Consider the following 21,629-nt stretch of genomic DNA (forward strand, 5'->3'; position numbering starts at 1 on the left):
TACATTGATAAGGAGGGAGAAACATATGGAAAAGATGGTATATTTTTACGGCGGTGGTATCGCCGAAGGTAGCGCAAAAATGAAAAACTTATTAGGTGGAAAAGGTGCTAATCTTGCAGAAATGGCAAGAATGGGTTTACCTGTTCCAGCAGGTTTCACAATTACAACTGAAGTTTGTGATTATTATTGGAAACATGATAGAAAATTTCCTGAAACATTAGAAGCTGAAGTAGAAGCTGCTTTAAAAAGATTAGAAGAAGTATCCGGTAAAAAATTTGGTGATAAAGATAATCCATTATTGGTATCAGTTAGATCAGGTGCAGCTGTTTCTATGCCTGGTATGATGGATACTATTTTAAACTTAGGTTTAAACGATGAAACTGTTGAAGCATTAGCAAAAAATACAAATAATCCAAGATTTGCATATGATGCTTACAGAAGATTCATGCAAATGTTTGGTGATGTCGCATTAGGAATTCCTCACCATGACTTTGAAGAAGCTTTAAATAAAGTTAAAGAAGAAAAAGGCGTTAAATTGGATATTGAATTAGAAGCTGATGACTTCAAAAAAGTTGTAGAATTATACAAAGAAATTTATAAAAAAGCTGGAAAAGAATTCCCACAAGATCCTAAAAAACAATTATGGATCGCTATTGAAGCTGTATTTGGTAGCTGGATGAATGAAAGAGCTATTAAATATAGAGCTATTAACGGAATAAAAGAAGGGGAATTATTAGGTACAGCTGTTAACGTAGTTATGATGGTATTTGGTAATATGGGTGATGATAGTGGAACAGGTGTATGTTTCACAAGAGATCCAAATACTGGAGAAAAGGTTAAATATGGTGAATACTTACCAAATGCACAAGGTGAAGATGTTGTTGCTGGTATAAGAACACCTTTCCCATTAGAAAAATTAAATGAAATTATGCCTGATGTATATAAAGAATTAACAGATATTATGGATAGATTAGAACATCATTATAAAGATATGCAAGATATTGAATTTACAGTTGAAAAAGGAAAATTATATTTCTTGCAAACAAGAACAGGAAAAAGAACAGCTAAAGCTGCAGTTAAAATTGCTGTTGACTTAGTAAAAGAAGGATTAATCGATAAAGCTACAGCTGTAATGAGAGTAACACCAGATCAAATTGACAAATTATTACACCCTGCATTCGACGAAGCAGAAGTTAAAAAAGCACAAGAAATCGGAGAAGGATTACCAGCATCACCAGGTGCTGCAACAGGTAAAGTTGTATTCAGTGCTGATGAAGCAGAAGAATTAGCTAAAGAAGGGACTCCTGTTATCCTTGTAAGACCAGAAACAAGTCCAGAAGATGTCGGAGGTATGAACGCTGCCGAAGGTATTTTAACCGCTACAGGTGGTATGACATCACACGCAGCTGTTGTTGCAAGAGGTATGGGTAAACCAGCTATCGTTGGTGCTGAAGAAATTGTTATTGACGAAAAAGCTAAAGAATTTACAGCAAGAGGCGTTACTGTAAAGGATGGAGACTGGATTTCAATTGATGGTACTACAGGTAAAGTTTATCTTGGTAAAATTAAAACAATCAAACCACAAGGTTTAGAAGGAGAAGTTGCTGAATTATTGAAATTTGCTGATGATATAAGAGTATTAGGAGTTAGAGCTAATGCTGATATTCCAAGAGATGCTAAAGTAGCTAGAAACTTTGGCGCAGAAGGTATTGGATTATGTAGAACAGAACATATGTTCTTTGAAGGCGACAGAATTCAAAAAATGAGAAGAATGATTGTTTCTAAAACTGTAGAACAAAGAGAAGCTGCATTAGCAGAATTATTACCACTACAAAAAGATGATTTTAAAGGTTTATTTGAAGCAATGGAAGGATTCCCTGTAACAATCAGATTATTAGATCCACCATTACACGAATTCTTACCAAATGACGAAGAACAAATGAAAGAATTAGCACCACAATTAGGTATAACTGTAGAAGAATTAAAAGAAATCGTTGAAAACTTACACGAATTCAACCCAATGATGGGACACAGAGGTGTAAGATTAGCTATCACATATCCAGAAGTTGCTGTAATGCAAACAAAAGCTATTATCATGGCTGCTATTGAAATGGTTAAAGAAGGTAAAAAGGTTAAACCAGAAATTATGATTCCATTAGTAGGAACAGTAAATGAATTAAAATACTTAGATAAAATAGTTAGAGAAACTGCAGATAAATTAATCGAAGAAGCTGGCGTTGATTTAGATTACAAAGTTGGTACAATGATAGAAGTTCCAAGAGGAGCTATTACAGCTGATGAAATTGCTGAAGTTGCTGAATTCTTCAGTTTTGGTACAAACGACTTAACACAAATGACATTAGGTTTCTCAAGAGATGATTATGGTAAATTCATAAATGATTACATTGAAAAAGGAATTTATGAAAAAGATCCATTCAAACATGTTGACCAAACAGGCGTTGGCAGAATGGTTAAAATTGCAAAAGATTATGGTAGATCAGTAAATCCAGAATTAAAATTAGGTGTTTGTGGTGAGCATGGTGGAGATCCAGAATCAATTGAATTCTTCCACAAAACACAATTAGATTACGTAAGTTGTTCACCATACAGAGTTCCAATTGCAAGATTAGCCGCAGCTCAAGCAGCAGTTAAATTCAAAAGAGGAAAATTTGTAAATTACGCTGACTAATATAATAATCAAAACCCCGGGAGATTTATTTCTCCCGGGGGTTGATTATTATATTATTATTATTATTACCTTTGTACCAAATTTCTTACTTAAAAACAATTGTACATACTATATTTATACTTCGATAAGTTTTCACTTTCAAAAGGCTTTCTAAAAATAAAAAGATGTTCGTGCATTATTAAATAAAAATTATATTTTTCAACTTGTTTTTTCCAATATGGAGTTGTTTGACAGTTATATTGAATTTTTATTATATCTTCCTTTAAAATGAAGTTGTTTTTCAAAAATTTTTGCATTACAAAATATGCTAATGGTATATAATGTCTATTTCTTCTTGTATCTCCAATAAGTATTGCACAAAATTTTCCAGGTTTTAAAACTCTATAAAATTCTTTTACAGCATATTCTAATTCATCACAAAACTTTTTAACTCCTGAAATGTTTGAAAAATCCCCTTTTATTTCCCCTTCTGAATATTTTATAATATTCAGATATGGTGGATGAGTTAATATTAAATCTATAGAATTGTTTTTTATGAAATTTAAATTTCTCGCATCTCCAACTATACATTTCGGTTTATATTTTCCTTTTTCAAAAGTTATATTCTGTTTGCTTATTTTAATTGCATTAGGATTAATATCAACACCTATACTTTTTCTATTTAATAATTTAGCTTCTATTAATGTTGTTCCCCCACCCACCATAGGATCCAATATTAAATCATCTTCTTTAGAATATCTTAAAATTATATTTCTAGCTATTTGCGGAGCAAAATTGCCTCTATATTTAGAATTATGAGTTTCCCATCTCCCTCTTTCAGGAAATGACCAAACCGTTGAATATTCTAATCCATATTTTTTCTCCATTTTCACATCTCCGTTTTTACTATCTTAATAAATTTTTTTAATGTGTGCAAATTATAAATTTTATCAATTATGGAAAAAGCTTCTTGGATCTTATTTTTAGCGGACATCCATCCTTTACCATCTGTTATCCATACAAATTCAAATTCATCATATTTTTTCAATTTATTTGCTAATTCAGAATAGGCTCTTGCTACTTCATTAGGTTTTGAACCTCCACCATTAAAAAAATTTACTTCTATTAAATATTGTTTTTTAGACGTATTTATTACATAATCAAATCTTTTTTCATCATAACCAAGACTTGTAATTTCAGGAAAACTTTTAACATTAACTTCTTTTTTAAAACTTATTTTATTTTTATTAAAAATTTTTTCTATTATTTTTGCCATATTTTTTCCTGAACGGTTTTTTCTGGCATTTGTATCAAGTCCAACCTCTATGCCAAATACATAATCTACAAGGTTTGTAATGTTTTTATCTAAAAATATTTTTTCTAAACCTGTTTCTTTTATAAAATAATATATATTTTCTGGTTCTTTAAAATATTGCTCGATATATGCATAGTTACCAAATTCATCTAAAACTTTCTTTTTATGTTTTTTACGCACTGCAATTAATATATCAAGAACATCAAAAGCTTTAGGATTTTCTTGATGCAATTCATATACAGCTTTTTTAATATCTTTCTTTCCAAGCAAATAATTTAGTTGATTTAACTTTATCTCTATCTTTGATACATTATTTATAACTTTATCAAAATCAGTAAAATAATCTAATGTTGCATTAGTTTCTGATAATGTACTAATAAATTCGTCAAATCTATCCATTAAAATCCCCCCTAATCAAAATAATTTCTTATTAATAATTCTGTGATGGTTCCTCTCTTTTGAGATTTAGAATTTATCATTCTTTTTGCCCGCACTCTTTCAATAATATAGTCTTTATACAACTCATCAAAAAAATTATCATTGATATTCATATTTTTTGGATCAGAATTACTTAACAAAGCTTTTGCACCTTTTTCAGTAATTTTATCATAAAAAATTTTTAAACGTAATTGATCATTATCATCAAAATTATTTTTAGAATATGATGTAAAGTTGGCCGTAGAGCTCAGAGGTCTATACGGCGGATCTAAATACACAAATGTTTTTTCATCTATGAATTTATTACTCAATTCAAAATCTCCATAATAAATACTTACATTTTGTAAAGCAAAAGATACATTTCTTAAATTTTTTTCATCACATATTTTTGGATTTTTATATTTTCCAAAAGGCACATTAAATTCTCCCTTTGAATTAACTCTATATAGACCGTTATAACATGTTCTATTTAAAAAAATAAATAAAGCAGCTTTCTTTAATGGATTATTTTTTAAATTATTAAACTCTTCTCTTTGATGATAATAGAACTTTTTTCTTTCTTCATCAGACTTTTCTTTATATAGAGATTCAAATATATGTAATAAATCAATTAATTCATCTACATTGCTTTTTATGATATTATATAAATTTATCAATTCTATATTTGCATCAAAAATATAAGCTTCCGTAATATTATAATTTGAAAGCAGATAAAATAATACTGCGCCACTACCTACAAAAGGTTCAACATATTTCATTCCTCCACTAGATTTTAACTTTTTAGGCAATCTTTTTTCAATCTCTGGTATTATCTGAGTTTTTCCACCTGCCCACTTCAAAAAAGGTTTTGCTGTTATTTGATTGAATAATCTATTCATAATATTCCTCCAATCTAATTTAAAAATTCTCTTAATTAAAAATATTTTATTGTGACCTTTGTAACAACTGTAGAATATTTGTATACTGTTGTTACAATTATATATATCTCATAAATATTTTATCTTTGAAGCTAAATATAATATTTCTTCAATAATCAACCCTTCTTTTATTAACATTAAAAAATAATCTTTTTTCTCCGCAAATATTTTTTAACTAAGTTGTACACAAATCATTAAATAATATAGAAGAATTTATCAACTCATCTTTTAAATCATAAAAAATAAAGGTATTAATAGATAAAAGGTGTATTAGTTTATCCATCTGTATTAAAAATAACTTTTTCTATTTCTCCTTCAATGTTGTCAAGATACCAATCCATTTTCAATAAATCTTCATCAAGAATACTCTCGTTTCTATCTACAATTAAATTTCCATTATTATCATATATTGGACCACTAAAAATATCAAAATTATTATTCTTTAATAATTCTTTTAATACCCCTACAATTTTCTCTGTTTGTCCTGGTATTAGTTTTTTATTCTTATATAATTTAACAATTTTTCTATCCATTCCATACCAATATTTTTTTAAATCCTCTAAGTTTTTTGAAGTTGTTATTATCCATTCGTTATTTAATAGTTTTTCAACTATTCTTTTATAAAATCTCCCCCATTTCCAATATGCTGCTGCTATATAAGTATTTGGAGTTATATCTTGAGTTATTATATTATATCCTATAGTATATATATCATATTTATCTGCAATAGTTTGAGGTATTATAGAATCCATATCTGATACTAAAATATCTATATTTTCATTAATTAATTGCATAGTTTTTTCACTTTCAATATCATGATCTATCCACTTTTTTGTCCATTTAACAATTATTTTAGCACGAGGATTTACTGATTTAACACCTAGAGAAAAAGCATTTAAATTCCTTATAAATAGTGGTAAAGGAAATGGAGCTAAATATCCTATTTTATTATTTTTTGTCATCGCTCCAGCTAATATTCCAGATAAATATTTAGGCTGATAGATTCTACCAAAATAAACTGATAAGTTTCTATAACTTTTATATCCAGCACAATTTAAAAATTTTACATTTGGAAATTCTATAGCCGCTTTATAGGTAGGATCCATAAAATCAAAACTTGTAGTTATAATTAAGTTATAATCTTGTTCCACTAATTCTTTTATTACTTCAAATGACTTTTCTTTTTTTACATTTTCTATATAAAAGGTATTTATTTTATCTCCGAATTTTTCTTTTATGTATTTTCTTCCAATCTCATGAGACTTCACCCAAGTGCTTTCTTCAATATAATTTCTGTATAAAAAAGCAATATTAATTCGTTTATCATTATTTGATTTAATAAATGAAGAAAATACATCTTGAAATATTCCTTTTTTCCCTTCTATATAAATATCTTCAAGTTCTTTAATTATTATTTTCACTTGTGATTTTAATTCCTTATCAGAAATTAGTCTTTGAATTCCATATTTTTTTAAATAATATAAAAAAGCTTCTCCTGTGGTAATAGGCAATTTTTCACCGTTTAACTCATGAAATATTTTTCTAAAATCCCAATAAATAAATCTTTCAAAATGTCTAAAAAATTCTGTTGGATTTTCATTGTTTTTTTCTATATAATCAAATAAAATTTTCTCTAATTCTTTAAATCCACCTTCTCTTTTAAACCATATCATATTTATTTTTGTTTTATTATAAAACTCCAAAAATTCATAGTATATCCTTATATTTAAATCCATTTCATCATAACTTGGTATTAATCTTTTTACATTACCCATTATAGATGGTGATTCAAGATATTTCAAAACACTTACTCTTTTATTACCCTCTACTACAAAAAATTTATTTAAGTATTCATATGCTATAATAGCATCTCTTATCCCTTCTTCTTGCTGAGCTTCAAATAAATTCATCCATTTTATAGCAAATTCCGTATTCTCTTCTAATAGGGGCATAAAATTTTTTGCAAATGCACTTTTTCTAGATGAGTAAAATGTTCCTTTTATTTTTGTAATTGGAATTTCTATTGTTCCGAGAGATACTTCACTAACTATATTTTTATTTTTTATAATTTCCTCAAGGGCAGGTAAATAACCGTCTTTACCTCTACTTTGCCAAAATAATAATTCTCTCTCACCCATTTTTTTTGCTATTCTATATTCTTTAGAACTATCATATCTCATATTACTCATATAATCCTCTCCCATCAATTAAAGAAAAATTTCCTTAAATTTAATTACTCCTTCCTCACCTATAATTTCTACTATTTCTTTTCTTGTTTCATCATATTTTACATATTTATATGGGACAGCATTTAGTAAATAAGATTTTTTATCTTTATGATGTATTATAAAATTTAATAATTGATCTGTATATCTTGGGTGTATATGACCATAAAACCAGATTTTTGGAAAAAACTTTTTATAAATTAACCCCATTAATTTGGATCCTCTATGATATGTACTTATCTCTTCTTCAAACATATTTCCCAATCCAGGAGGCGAATGCGTAATTATTATATCTATATCTTTTACAAACTTAAAATTTTTATTCCTTTGAAGCTTTCTTTTAAAAGATTTTACATCCTTTTCAGAAAAATGAAATGGTCTTTTGCCATATGAAAAAGCTCCAGAGAAACCACCAATGTATAAATTATTTTTTATATTTAATTCTTTTTTTAAATTTATAATATTTTCATGTAGTATTATCAATCCTTTATATACACTAGAATATCCAGATAAATCCACATCAAAAATATTTTTAAAATATTTTTTATCATGATTACCATAAATCATATAGCTTACTTTTGGTTTTAATGTATTTAATAAATAATCAAAATACCCTGGAGATAAATCTCCACATCCAAATAAAATATCGCATTTTTTTATTTTTTTAGGCAAATAATTTCTTTCTTCATCAGAAACTGCAAGTATCTCTATCATTTTATCTTCCTTCCGATTTTTTTTTATTATACCAAAAAAGTTAATAAAATTTATAAAATAAAATTTATAATAATTTTATGCTATAATGTTAGTATGACAAATTAAAAATAGGAGGTAATATAATGAAATGGGATTTAACATTTTTTTATGATTCGCCAGAAAGCGAGAATATAAAAAGAGATTTTGAATCTGCATTAGAAAATACGAAAAATATAAAAGAAAAATACTATTCAAAACTTTCATCAGAAAATTTAACTGCTTCTGAATTAAGAAATTTTTTTAAAGATTTAGAGGAAATTATGGAAAAGCCATATTTTGCTATACAATATGCTCATTTACTATATGCTGAAAATACTCAAAACGTCCAAGCCCAAAAATTAATAGCCATGGGACAGGATTATTTAACAAAAGGTGAGATAGAATTATCTTTTTGGAAACCATTATTACTTAGCCATCCAATTGAAAAACTAGAAAGATGGAAAAATTCTGAAGAATTAAAAGAATATAAACACGTAATGGAAAAATTGATTAAAGAAAAACCTCATGTTTTAAGCGAAGATGCAGAAAAAGTATTATCTGCTTTACAACCTGCAGGAAGAGATGCTTTTGATATGCTATATGAAAAATTAACTTCATCATATAGCTTTGAAATAGAAATTGATGGTGAAATAAAAAAAATGACTGGTCCTCAAATTAGAGCATTACGACAAAATCCAAACAAAGAATTAAGAAGAAAGGCTATGAAAATGTTTTTTGAAAAATATCATTCAGATAAAATAGTTTTAGAAAGTACATTTAACTCTGTAGCAAAATATTATGATACAGAAACTAAATTAAGAAATTATCCTAGACCTATTTCTATGAGAAATATGGCAAATGAAGTTGATGATAGTATTGTTGATATGGTAATCGATGTTACAACAGAACAAGCTCCTATAGTGCATAGATATTATAAATGGAAGGAAAAATATTTAGGTTATGAATTAACATTGGCTGATATTTATGCTCCATTAGATCCTGTAAAAAAAGAGATATCTTTTGAAAAAGCTAAAAATATGGTTTTAGAATCATATTATGATTTTGATAAAGAAATTGGTGACATTGTCAAATCATTTTTCGATGAAAACAGAATAGATTCTGAAATAGCGCCAGGAAAAAGAGGGGGAGCATTTTGCTCATATAACATACCAAATTATAAACCATTTATTTTAATGAATTTTACGGGAAACATGAGAGATGTTATGACACTAGCTCATGAATTAGGCCATGGTGTACATGGAACCTTATCTTCAAAACAAAATTTATTAAATTATCATACTCCTCTAACAATGGCAGAAGTAGCATCAGTTTTTGGTGAAATGTTAGTAATGGATAAATTATTAAATGAATTAAATGAAGATGATAAAAAAGTATTTATTGCTTCAAAAATAGAGGATATGTTCGCCACAATGTTTAGACAAAATATGTTTGCAAGATTTGAAATTCAATCGCATAAAATGATTGATGAAAATGGTTTGGCAACATATGATGAATTATCTGATTTGTATGAGAAAGAATTAAAAATAATGTTTGGAGATTCAGTGAAAATCACTGAAGAATACAAATATGAATGGAGTTCTATTCCTCATATGATCAGTGTTCCGTTCTATGTATATGCATATAATTTTGCAAATTTATTAGTAATTGCATTATATGAAAAATATTTAGAAGAAGGGAAAGCATTTGTACCTAAGTATAAAGAATTATTATCAAGCGGAGGAAATAATGCTCCTGAAGTTTTATTATCAAAAATTGGTATAGATATAACAAAAAGAGAATTTTGGGAAAAAGGATTTAAATATCTAGAAAGAGAATTAATTAGTAAATTGTAATTGTTATAAATATGTATTTGTTCTTTAAAAAATTTTTTCTTTTTTACAAAAAATTAAAGAAACTAAAATTGTTTTATATATTAACTTATAAACAAACACCCCTATATGATAGGGGTGTTTGTTTAAATTATGGTTATTTTTTTATAAATCTTGTGTAAATAACCATAATATATTACAAAAATTTTTCTACTATTGTAATTTTTTCTTAGTTGATAATAGGACAAAAATTGGTATAATTAAAATGATTTAGTGAAAAAAATAATTTAAAATACCAAAGGAGGTTGCAAAATGAAAAAGTTTGCCACTATATTATTACTTATATTATCATTAACTATTTTCGCTGGTATGTTTGGGTATGGACAAGGTGGAGTAGTAAATGTTTATACTAGCAGACATTATGACACAGATCAACAATTATATAATGATTTTACAAAACTTACAGGTATTAAAGTTAATGTTATTAAAGCTGGAGAAGACGAATTAATTGAAAGAATGAAAAATGAAGGTGAAGATACAAACGCCGACTTATTCATTACTGCAGATGTGGGAAGATTACATAGGGCAAAAGAATTAGGATTATTACAACCAATTGTATCTGAAATATTGACAAAAAACATTCCATCATATTTAAGAGATAGAGATAATTATTGGTACGCTTTAACAGTTCGAGCAAGAGTAATTGCATATGCACCAGAAAGAGTTGATATATCTAAAATAAAAACATATGCAGATTTAATTAAACCGGAATGGAAAGGAAGAATTTTAATACGCTCATCTTCAAATATTTATAATCAATCTTTAGTTGCTTCTTTTATAGCTATTTATGGTGAAGAATGGGCTTTTAATTGGGCAAAAGGAATAGTTGAAAATATGGCAAGAGAACCACAAGGGAATGATAGAGCACAAGTAATTGCTGTAGCTGCAGGTGATGGAGATATTGCAATAATTAATACTTATTATATGGGAAAAATGTTAAATTCATCAGATGAACAGCAAATTAATGCTGCAAAAAAGGTTAAATTATATTTCCCAAAAAAAACGCATATAAATGTTAGTGGTGCTGCAGTAGCAAAATATGCAAAAAATAAGGAAAATGCTATTAGATTATTAGAATTTCTCACAAGCAAAGATGCTCAAAAATTATATGCTGAAGCTAATTATGAATATCCTGCAAATCCTGAAGTTGAACCATCTGAATTTTTAAAATCATTTGGGAAGTTTGAACCACAAGATATAGACTTAACATTATTAGGAGAATACAATTCAAAAGCTGTGGAAATCATGGATAAAGCAGGTTGGAAATAATATGAAAAAAACGACCTTTTTATTAATTTTAGTGATTTCTATACCAATATTTATCGTATTATATAATTTTATATTACCTTCAAATGAAAACTGGACACACATTTATACATATTTATTAAAAAATTATGTATTAAACTCATTAAAATTAATAATTGGTACTGCAATACTTTCATCATTAATAGGAATTCTAAGTGCATGGTTTATAAGTTATTATGAATTTCCCTATAGAAATTTTTTTGAATGGGCGTTAATTTTACCTTTAACAATACCACCTTTTATAGGCTCATATGTTTATGCTGGAATGCTAAGTTATACTGGTACCATTCAAACATTATTAATGAAATATACTAATTATAATGGGAAATCTTATTTACTGAATATAATGTCTATTTCAGGTGCTGTATTTATTTTTTCAATATTTTTATTTCCATATGTATATTTAACAGTTAAATCTTTTTTCAGTAAACAAATATCAGGTATTATTGAAGCCTCACAATCTTTGGGAAAAAACTCTCTAACAACATTTTTTAAAGTTATTCTTCCTTTGGCTAGACCCGCAATTGTAGGCGGGACTAGTCTTGTATTAATGGAGGTTTTAAATGATTATGGCGTTGTAAAATATTATGGTATACCAACATTTAGTACTGGTATATTTAAAGCATGGTTTTCATTAGGAGATGTAAATACTGCTATTAGACTATCTGCTGTAATGTTATTATTTGTATTTATTGTTTTATCAATAGAAAGATATTTAAGACAAAATAAAGCGTTCTTTACTAAAAATAAAAAACCTATAAACAGAAGAAAGTTAAAAGGTATTCCATTATTCCTTGTAATGACCTTTTATATTATCGTATTTTTTGTATCTTTCCTTTTACCTTTATTACAATTAATTCAATGGAGTATTTTTTCATATAAAAATACAAATATTAATTTTTTTAAATTAACTTTTAATTCATTTTTTATATCTTTTATTAGTTCTATTTTAATAATAATTATTGCATTAATAATTTCTGATACAATAAGATTTAGTAGAAAAAATTCAAAAATTTTATCTAAATTAGCAACTATGGGATATTCAATACCTGGAGCAGTTATTGCAGTTGGTGTTATGGTTTTCTTTATAACTTTGGATAAAAAATTATATCCTATATACAATATGTTAAATTTTAAAACAAAATTAATATTATCTTCTTCCATTATTATGCTAATATATGCATATATTGTTAGATTTTTAAATATTGCATATAGTCCAATAGATTCAAATTTTGAAAAAAACGGGAAATATTATCATGAAGCTTCAAGAAGTTTAGGAAAAACATTTTTTAAGACATTTATTAATATTGATATTCCTATGATTAAACCAGCTATTTTTAGTGCTTTCATTTTTGTATTTATAGAAATAATAAAAGAATTGCCATTAACACTTATTTTACGCCCTTTTAATTTTGATACTTTGGCTACAAAAGTGTTTGAGTATGCAAACGATGAAATGATTCATGAAGCTTCAGTAGCTTCATTAACAATAATAATAATAATTTTCGTTTTCATCATGATATTAAAAAAATTATCAGGAGATGATAAATAATGTTTTTATATGTCGAAGATATTTGGTTTAAATATAATAAGGATTATATATTAAAGGGTGTCGATTTTCAAATTAAAAAAGGGGAAACTGTAGCTATTTTGGGAGAAAGCGGGAGTGGAAAAAGTACAATTCTCAGAGTTATTGCTGGATTTGAAAGACAACAAAAAGGAATAATTCGCTTAGAAGATAAAATTTTATCTTCTAGTAACAAATTTATTTTGCCTGAAAAAAGAAATATAGGTTTCGTTTTTCAAGATTATGCATTGTTCCCACATATGACCGTCAAAGAAAACATCGAATATGCTAAAAAGGGGAAATCTAAAAATATGTTGGAATTAGTGGGTTTAATAGGTTATGAAAACAGATATCCATATGAATTAAGTGGCGGGCAGCAACAAAGAGTTGCATTAGCTAGAACTTTAGCGACGGAACCAAAATTACTTTTATTAGATGAACCCTTCAGCAACTTAGATGAAAACTTAAAAGATAAAATAAGAATTGAGTTAAAAGAAATACTAATAAAGGCAAATACAACTACTATTCTAGTAACACATGATAAAAATGATGCTCTTTCTTTGGCAGATAAAATTATTATTCTTGAAAAAGGAAAAATAAGATTTTTTGGCATTTCACAAGAAATAAAAAAAAATTAGTATAAAAATAATAAAAGAGGCCAAATACGGCCTCATTTATAATGGAAATTTTGATAATCCTCCATCAACCAAAATTGTTTGTCCATTAATATAAGATGCTTTTTTCGAAGAAAGGAAAACAACAACATTTGCAATTTCTTCAGGTAAAGCCATCCTCTTTAATGGAATAGCCTCCGAAATCTCTTTTTCTTTACTTTCGTCAACTAATTCCCTTACCCTATTAGTTTTTGTCCAACCAGGACCTACAGCATTAATGGTTATATTATATTTTCCATATTCTAAAGATAATGTTTTTAATAATCCTGTTATTCCTAATCTTATAGAGTTAGATATGTATAAATTTTCAATAGGATTTTTTACAGAAAGAGAGGTTAAAAATACTATTCTACTCCACTCTTTGCCTTTCATTTTTGGTAAAAAATATTTTAAAATATGTATAGTACTCATAAGATTTTGCTCAAATCCATAATACCAATCTTCCTCAGAAGTTTCTTCAAAATAACCTGATTTAGGACCTCCGGCATTTAAAAAAATCACATCAGGAATACCATATTTATTTTCTAAAGCCTTTACCATTTCTTCTATATCTTCTTTTTTAGATAGATCACATACAATATATGGAAATCCTGTTTTTTTTAATTTCTCTTCATTTCTTGATATTACAATAGGAATTGCTCCCTCATTTGAAAAATTTTTTGCTACGGACAAACCTATTCCAGAACTCCCCCCAGTTACCATGACTATTTTATCTTTCAATCCTAAATCCATTTTTCTCCCCCCTTTTATTGTTAAATTCCCCTGCACAAACAGCACAGGGGAATTTTTTTATTCAACAGAATTAATTATTTGCATAATTTTTTCTTTCATTAGTTCAAGTTTTTCTTTTGATTTTTCCTCTTCTTTGTCCTTTGAATAAATGTAAATTTTTAATTTAGGTTCAGTACCAGATGGTCTTACTGCATACCATGAACCATCATCAAAGAAAAATCTTAAAACATTCGACTTAGGAACATCTGTACCTTTTATTTCACCAGATAATAAATCATAATCCTTTTTCTCTAAATAATCCATATATCTTACAAGTTTCATACTTCCAATTTCTCTTGGAAAATCTTTTCTATATATTTCCATAATTTTTTTCATCTTTGTCATACCTTCTAAACCTTCAATAATTATAGAAAAATTGTTTTCGAAATAATATCCTATCTCATTATACATATCATATAAAACGTCAACCAATGTTTTACCTAACTTTTTATAATATGCTGCTGCCTCTGAAACAAACATAGAAGAAATAACTCCATCTTTATCTCTTACAAATGTTCCTGTTACATAACCTATACTTTCTTCATAACCAAATTCAAAATCATATTTACCTTCTAATTCATTTTCTAATCCACATATGTTTTTAAAACCTGTTAATGTTTCAAAGGTAACAACTCCATATTTTTCTGCTAATTCTTTTCCTAAATCCCCTGTAACTATTGATTTTATAATCATTCCTTTTTCTGAAAGTATTCCTTTTTCCTTTCTTCCTTCTATAATATATTTAATCAATAATGCCCCTGTTTGATTCCCATTTAGCGGTATATATTCATTATTATGTTTTACCATTACCGCTGTTCTATCACAATCTGGATCAGTTGCAATTATTATATCTGCATCTTTTTCTTTAGCTAATCTCTTCGCATATTCAAAAGCTTTAATATCCTCAGGATTAGGATATCCAACAGTGGTAAAATCTGGATCTGGGTTTTCTTGTTCTGGGACAACAAATACATTTTTAAATCCTCTTTCTGCTAAAACTCTTCTTACTGGTTTATTTCCTGTACCATTTAAAGGTGTATATACTATCTTTAAATCTTTATCAACATCTTCCCTTATTGCTAAATTTTTTACCTTTTCAATATATTCATCTTCAATTTCTTTACCAACATACTCTAATAATCCTTTTTCTAAAGCTTCCTTTTCTGAAATTTTCTTAACCATAGAAAAATCTGTTAATTTTTTTATATTTTCCATTACAGGTATTGCTACATCATCTAATATTTGAGACCCTTGTTCCCAATACACTTTATACCCATTATAATTTTTTGGATTATGACTTGCAGTTACAACTATTCCAGCTGCAGTATGTAATCTTCTAACTGAGAATGATAATAATGGAGTTGGTGCAATGTGATCAAACAAATATGCTTTTATACCATTTGCTGCTAAAATTAATGCTGCAGTTTTTGCAAATACATCAGAATTATGTCTAACATCATAAGCTATTACAACTCCACGTTTCATATAATCTTCGCCTTTAGATTTGATAAAATCTGCTAATCCTTGAGTAGCTTTCCCTACAGTATAAATATTCATCCTATTTGTTCCAGCACCAAGAACTCCTCTCAACCCTGCTGTACCAAACTCTAATTCTTTGTAGAACCTTTCCATAATCTCTTTTTCATTACCTTTTATAGACAATAACTCTTTTTTAGTTTCTTCATCTACATAAGGACTATTTAACCATTCCTCATAAACCTTCATGTAATCCACTTAAATCACTCCTTTATATATTCTATTGTAACTTATCCGCCACCAAGTAATGGTAAAACCTGTAGTTCCCCATCCAATATTTTTTTATCAAGTGAAATAAATTCATTATTATATAAAAACTTTACCTTCATAGTTATAAAACTCATCTTCCCCATTATTTCTATAAATAGCTTAATATTTATATAATCTTTTTCTTTTGATAATACTTCAAATTTAGAATTCACAACTTTACCTATTTCATCTAAAATTTCATCTATATTTTTTTCTTTATCTAAATATAATTCAATGCTTTTTTTACCCAAAATACTTCTTAAATTACTCATAAATTTTACTTTAAGCATATTATCACCCCTATTTATTATATCACAATAATAAAAATCCATCGTAAAATACGATGAATTTTTATTACATATTTTCAATATTTTTATTTAATTTTTCTTTCATTTTGTACATTTCTTCATCTGCAATTTTTAATGATTCAATATAATTATTAACATCCAGTTCTGATATCCCATATGAAACACTAATATCAAAATCAAAATTATTCCTTTGAATTTTTTGACTTATATTCAACATTTTGTTTTTAATATCTTCAAATGAAGCTTCTGGAAAAACAATCAAAAACTCATCACCACCAAATCTAACAGCAATATCCATCTTACGTATATTATATTGAATAGTATTAGATATAAATCTTAATACTTCATCTCCTTTGACATGACCATATATATCATTAATTTTTTTAAATTTATTAATATCAATCATTACTATAATGGAATTTTTATTACTTCTTTTTAAATATTCAACATGTTTAATAATCCATTCATTGAAAAAATATCTTGAATATAAATTAGTTAATATATCTTTATGCGCTAATGATTCATAATATTCTTTTTCTTCCTTATACTTTCTTAAAATATTTTGATACCTAATTATAAAATCAATTTCACGCGCCACAAGTTCTATTACTCTCTTTTCTTCTTCTGAAAACGCATCTTCACCATTTTTCGAAAATGAAAATACCCCACTTATCTTTCCATTAAAATGATATGGGAAAATATATGAAGTTATATTTTTGTCTTTTATTTCTTTAAACATGGCTTTATAATCATTAATTTGAAAATTCGAAATATTTGGAATATATAATTTTTCTAATTTATTATCTAAAAAATACCATATAATACTTTTTTCATTTCGCTTTCTAATATAATTATACAGTTTATTCTCGTAATATAGCATTACTTTAGATTCATTATCATTTATTAAATATGAATATGCAAACATATCAATTAAATTTATTTTATTTAAATAATTATATATAATTTCCATTACTCCTTTTAAATTAAAATGTTCATCATAAGTTAATTTTAGTATTTTTTCTAAAATATTATTAATTTCATTAAATAATTTGATATTTTTATCCCTCTTTATTTCCTTTGTTATATCACTAAAAACATTTAATGTGTAATTTTTATTATCAATATAAATAGGTGCTGAATATATTCTGTATATTTTATCTTTGTATTGTCTAAAAACAGTTTCGTATATACCTTCTTTTTCTTTTAAAATATTATTCATAATTTCAGCTCTAATTTCTACAGGAAACAACTCAATATATTCATTTATTGTTTTTATTTTTTTTCCTATAATTTTTTCTATTTTTGGAGAGGAATAATAAATATTAAGCTCATCATGAACAACTATATAATCAGGAAAAGCGTCAAGAAATGCAAATATTTCTTGATTTTTATTTTTTATCTTTTTATTTAGTTTATAAATAAATATAGCCAATAAAAAAAACAATATTAGCAGAAAAACAAATACGTATAACATATTATCCTCCGATCAACGGTATGGTTAATCTCAAAAAAGGATTTTCATTAAAAATTAACTTTTTATCTCTTTCAAATTTATCAATAACTTGAGGGAAATAAGTCATATGATATATTATATAATTTAATGGTAATCCAAGTTTATTTAACGTTTTAGCATCTCTAAACCAATCTGGAATTTCAACTGGAGCATCTGAAGAAAAAAACAAAGGTATATTGTTATTATATAATTCTTTAAACCTATATGTTAAATTTTTTCTTGTTCCTAATCTGGAATTCAATATTTTTTTATCTGAATTTATAAATTCCGGCTGCATATCCAAAATTAATTTATATTTTTTTATTTTCCGAATTTGATCATCATGTAATATTGAAGCATGAATTATTCTATGATAATTTACTGGCTTAATTTTATCTACTGCATTCAATATTACATCTATTGCTCCATCACCTATTGAATGCATACATAAATGCAAACCATTATTTTCACAAAATTCCATAACTTTTTCTAATTCAAAACTATTCCAAATCAATTCTCCCCTAGTTTCACTATCATTATATTTTTCCCTTAAATATGCGGTTTTTCCTCCAAAAGATCCATCAACATATATTTTTACCACTTTAAACTTTTCAAAATATCCTTTGTTTTTATATTCTATTAACTCTTCATAATTATTTATAGCAACCTTTTCGTATATTTTGAGATCATTATCAAATGGCAAATTTTCTTTTTCAATCCCATGTAAATCGTCAGAATGTATAACTCCATACCCCTTAGAAATCAAATATTCCTTTGCTTTATTATAGGCTTTTTTAATATCAGAAAAATATCCAAATTTTTCGTAAAATTCTTCTAATGCTTTTTCTTTTATTTCCCCTTTATTATAGACTATATATTCATTATTTTGGTTTAACCTTTCTATTACATAAGAATTAACAATTGCAATATGTCCGCATCTCCTAATTAAAATTATAGGTATATTTTTCGAAATTTCGTCTAATATTTTTTTATTAATATTAGTTTTACTCCAACCTCTTAACATAATTTTCGATGGATTTTCTTTTAATTTTAATTTTATTAAATCCAATATTTCATTATCTTCTAAAGATTCCAAATCTGGATTTAATAATTTTTCTCCAAACCCTAAAATGTGCATATGTGTATCAGTAATCAATGGAGTTACATATTTTTTTATATTAAATTTAGTGTCTTTATATATAAATTCTCCATTTTCATTAAGATAATACATAACATCACCTCTGGTGTAATATATTTTATTATACTATAAATCGTAAAACTTTTTTATATTTTTTACATTTAAATGACATAATATTATTATATTTGCGTATTAAGATATAAAGGAATTTTTACGAAAGAAGGGGGAAAAATGCCACTAAATTCTATATTAGTTATTATACTAGTTTCTTTTGCTTATTTATATATTATTTTTGGAAAAAAGAATAAACCTGTCGTTGTTTTTAGTATTGCATTATTAGTTTCAGCATTACATCTGGTAGAAGGTTTAAATACAGAAAACTTTAGCCATGTGGTAGATATTGATACATTAGGATTATTAACTGGTATGATGATGATTGTTGCTTTTTTGAGTAAATCAGGATTTTTTGAGTATTTTTCAATAAAAATAATAAAATTAGGTGGAAAAAGATTTTTTTTAACCGTCACTATGTTAATGGTTATAGTAGCATTGACCTCAGCTTTTCTTGACAATGTTGTTACTATATTGGTTATGGCACCTATGATTTTTTTAATTTCTGATATGCTTGAAATAAGTCCTATCCCTTTAATTACTCTTACGATCTTAATGGATAACATTGGTGGAGCAGCAACATTAATAGGTAGTCCTTTAAATCTTGTTATAGGCTCAATTAGCGGGTATTCATTTAATGATTTTATTACTAAAATGGGACCTGTCTCAATTCTAGCATTTATAGGGGTTCTTATATATTTTAAAAAACATCTTAAAATTGATGAAAAATCGTTAAAAAATATTGAAAAATTAAAACAAATGAATGAGAACAAAGCTATAACTAATAAAAAAATGATGTGGATTTCACTGATAGATTTTATAATAGTAATTATTCTTTTTATTTTGCATTCTACACTTAATCTTGAATTAGCTGTTATTGCATTATTAGGTGGTTCTATATTGGTGTTTAAATTTTCACATGGTTATGAAGATGTAGCTAAAGATATAGATTGGGATATGCTTTTTTTCTTTGCTGGACTATATATGACTTCTTATGCATTAGAAGAAATAGGGTTTACAGAAAAAATAGCTCACATGTTCATACCATTAGAAACACAACCTCTTTTACTATTGAGCATTTTTTATCTAATAGCTATAATTACAATTCCTATTTTAAATAACGTCCCTTCTGCATTAATTCTAGCACCTGTTATCAAAATATTAGTTGGACAAGGAATGACTCCAGTGCTATGGTGGGCGTTTGCTATAGGTGCTAACTTTGCTACAAGTTTAACTCCACTTGGGGCTGTCCAGAATATTGTTGCGGTAAACTATTTAGAAAAAAATTTAGGAAGAAAGTTTGGATTTATTGAATATATGAAATGGAAGATAGTACCAGTGTTTATTTCTTTAATAATAGGAATAGTCTATATGGGATATTTATTATATATACAATAAATTATAAAATCAGCTTAAAAAGCTGATTTTATAATTTGAATCCTATTTCATTTCTTTTTTTAGATTGTCCCATATTAAATGTTCCACCTAATGCTAAAACTGTTGCTAATTCCACAGGTAAACCAACATTTATAATTTTTTCTATAGTTGTTTTTACATCATATTTAACCTTTATAAATTCATAATCATATATTCCATTATATATATTTAAAATCATATATGTAGCTACTGGTTCTCCATCCTTTGTTCGTCCAACACTTCCTGGGTTTAAAATACTTTTGCCATTAATATGCTTTGCCATCATTAAATGCGTATGTCCATTAATTATAATATCTGCATCTATATTATCAGTAATTTCTTTTAATCTTTTAGAATCTATATTTGGTTTTACATATTCAAGTAAGTAATTTAATGGACTGCCATGTACGAGAAAAAGTTTTACACCTTCTATTTCTATTTCTTTTTTTAAAGGTAATGATTTTAAAAAATTTTTATTTTCTTTAGAGGTATTTTTTATTGTCCAATTAATTGATTCATCTCCTACTTCTGTTTCTCTACCAGTGTTATAAGCACATCCACAACTTTCTTTTTCATATCCTATTGCATCATCATAGTTTCCCATTATACTTTCTATTTTCTTTTCTTTTATAATGTCAATAACTTCATTGGGATTAGGTCCGTATCCCACTAAATCACCCAAACAATATATTTTATCAACTTCCTTTTTCTCGATATCTTCTAATACAGAATTCAAAGCTTCTATATTACTATGAATATCTGAAATAAATGCTATTTTTATAGTACCACCCTCTTTAATATTATTTTTATTATATACAGTTATTTTCTCAAAATCCTTTTACACTACAAATATGATTTTGTTAATTAATTATTTAAAT

General features: G+C 26.5%; 17 protein-coding genes. 6 read left to right on the forward strand and 11 right to left on the reverse strand.

Going from position 1 to position 21,629, the window contains the following annotated elements; translation table 11 throughout:
* Positions 1 to 25 precede the first annotated feature (25 nt).
* The gene (gene ppdK, locus ACYQ44_RS03535; protein ID WP_459995265.1) at positions 26 to 2,689 is read left to right on the forward strand and encodes a pyruvate, phosphate dikinase; all 2,664 of its coding nucleotides are present in this window, start codon (positions 26 to 28) and stop codon (positions 2,687 to 2,689) included.
* An 89-nt stretch (positions 2,690 to 2,778) separates the two neighbouring features.
* Here the strand turns inward: ppdK and ACYQ44_RS03540 are convergent, their stop codons facing one another.
* The 5 genes from ACYQ44_RS03540 to ACYQ44_RS03560 all read right to left on the reverse strand — a co-directional run bounded on the left by ACYQ44_RS03540 (position 2,779) and on the right by ACYQ44_RS03560 (position 8,277).
* Positions 2,779 to 3,555 (reverse strand): TRM11 family SAM-dependent methyltransferase, encoded by a 777-nt coding sequence (locus tag ACYQ44_RS03540; protein WP_459995267.1) that lies wholly within the window; start codon positions 3,553 to 3,555, stop codon positions 2,779 to 2,781.
* Positions 3,556 to 3,557: 2 nt separating this feature from the next.
* Complete coding sequence (locus ACYQ44_RS03545; RefSeq protein ID WP_459995268.1) at positions 3,558 to 4,382, reverse strand: type II restriction endonuclease; 825 nt, start codon at positions 4,380 to 4,382, stop codon at positions 3,558 to 3,560.
* Positions 4,383 to 4,393: 11 nt separating this feature from the next.
* Positions 4,394 to 5,299 (reverse strand): DNA adenine methylase, encoded by a 906-nt coding sequence (locus ACYQ44_RS03550; protein ID WP_459995269.1) that lies wholly within the window; start codon positions 5,297 to 5,299, stop codon positions 4,394 to 4,396.
* A 314-nt stretch (positions 5,300 to 5,613) separates the two neighbouring features.
* The gene (locus ACYQ44_RS03555; RefSeq protein WP_459995270.1) at positions 5,614 to 7,527 is read right to left on the reverse strand and encodes a BMP family ABC transporter substrate-binding protein; all 1,914 of its coding nucleotides are present in this window, start codon (positions 7,525 to 7,527) and stop codon (positions 5,614 to 5,616) included.
* 18 nt (positions 7,528 to 7,545) lie between these two features.
* Positions 7,546 to 8,277: a metallophosphoesterase family protein gene (locus ACYQ44_RS03560; RefSeq protein WP_459995271.1), complete on the reverse strand. Its 732-nt coding sequence runs from the start codon at positions 8,275 to 8,277 to the stop codon at positions 7,546 to 7,548.
* 122 nt (positions 8,278 to 8,399) lie between these two features.
* Here ACYQ44_RS03560 and ACYQ44_RS03565 point away from each other — a divergent pair, with 122 nt between their 5' ends.
* From ACYQ44_RS03565 to ACYQ44_RS03580, 4 genes are all read left to right on the forward strand, one after another.
* The gene (locus tag ACYQ44_RS03565) at positions 8,400 to 10,148 is read left to right on the forward strand and encodes a M3 family oligoendopeptidase (RefSeq protein ID WP_459995272.1); all 1,749 of its coding nucleotides are present in this window, start codon (positions 8,400 to 8,402) and stop codon (positions 10,146 to 10,148) included.
* A gap of 288 nt (positions 10,149 to 10,436) precedes the next feature.
* On the forward strand, positions 10,437 to 11,453 hold the full coding sequence (locus ACYQ44_RS03570; protein ID WP_459995274.1) for a Fe(3+) ABC transporter substrate-binding protein: 1,017 nt from the start codon (positions 10,437 to 10,439) through the stop codon (positions 11,451 to 11,453).
* 1 nt (position 11,454) lies between these two features.
* On the forward strand, positions 11,455 to 13,041 hold the full coding sequence (locus ACYQ44_RS03575; protein WP_459995276.1) for an ABC transporter permease: 1,587 nt from the start codon (positions 11,455 to 11,457) through the stop codon (positions 13,039 to 13,041).
* Entirely contained in the window at positions 13,041 to 13,694 is a 654-nt protein-coding gene (locus tag ACYQ44_RS03580) for an ABC transporter ATP-binding protein (protein ID WP_459995277.1), read from the forward strand. Before ACYQ44_RS03575 ends, ACYQ44_RS03580 begins: the two co-directional genes overlap by 1 nt.
* 36 nt (positions 13,695 to 13,730) lie before the next feature.
* Here the strand turns inward: ACYQ44_RS03580 and ACYQ44_RS03585 are convergent, their stop codons facing one another.
* From ACYQ44_RS03585 to ACYQ44_RS03605, 5 genes are all read right to left on the reverse strand, one after another.
* A complete protein-coding gene (locus ACYQ44_RS03585; protein WP_459995278.1) occupies positions 13,731 to 14,462 on the reverse strand; it encodes an SDR family oxidoreductase in 732 nt (243 codons plus the stop codon).
* A gap of 57 nt (positions 14,463 to 14,519) precedes the next feature.
* Entirely contained in the window at positions 14,520 to 16,235 is a 1,716-nt protein-coding gene (locus tag ACYQ44_RS03590) for a phospho-sugar mutase (RefSeq protein WP_459995280.1), read from the reverse strand.
* 32 nt (positions 16,236 to 16,267) lie between these two features.
* Positions 16,268 to 16,576 carry a ubiquitin family protein gene (locus ACYQ44_RS03595; RefSeq protein WP_459995282.1) on the reverse strand — a complete coding sequence of 103 codons (309 nt, stop codon included), beginning with the start codon at positions 16,574 to 16,576 and terminating at the stop codon, positions 16,268 to 16,270.
* Positions 16,577 to 16,640: 64 nt separating this feature from the next.
* Positions 16,641 to 18,068, reverse strand: coding sequence for a sensor domain-containing diguanylate cyclase (locus ACYQ44_RS03600; RefSeq protein ID WP_459995283.1), 1,428 nt, complete (start codon positions 18,066 to 18,068; stop codon positions 16,641 to 16,643).
* 1 nt (position 18,069) lies between these two features.
* Positions 18,070 to 19,317: an amidohydrolase family protein gene (locus tag ACYQ44_RS03605; RefSeq protein WP_459995284.1), complete on the reverse strand. Its 1,248-nt coding sequence runs from the start codon at positions 19,315 to 19,317 to the stop codon at positions 18,070 to 18,072.
* Between the two features lie 138 nt (positions 19,318 to 19,455).
* On the opposite strand from ACYQ44_RS03605, the gene ACYQ44_RS03610 reads away from it, so the two are divergent.
* On the forward strand, positions 19,456 to 20,733 hold the full coding sequence (locus ACYQ44_RS03610) for an ArsB/NhaD family transporter (RefSeq protein ID WP_459995285.1): 1,278 nt from the start codon (positions 19,456 to 19,458) through the stop codon (positions 20,731 to 20,733).
* Positions 20,734 to 20,761: 28 nt separating this feature from the next.
* Here the strand turns inward: ACYQ44_RS03610 and ACYQ44_RS03615 are convergent, their stop codons facing one another.
* A complete protein-coding gene (locus ACYQ44_RS03615; protein ID WP_459995288.1) occupies positions 20,762 to 21,532 on the reverse strand; it encodes a metallophosphoesterase family protein in 771 nt (256 codons plus the stop codon).
* Positions 21,533 to 21,629: the final 97 nt, after the last annotated feature.

It is taken from the genome of Marinitoga arctica, from assembly GCF_054657315.1.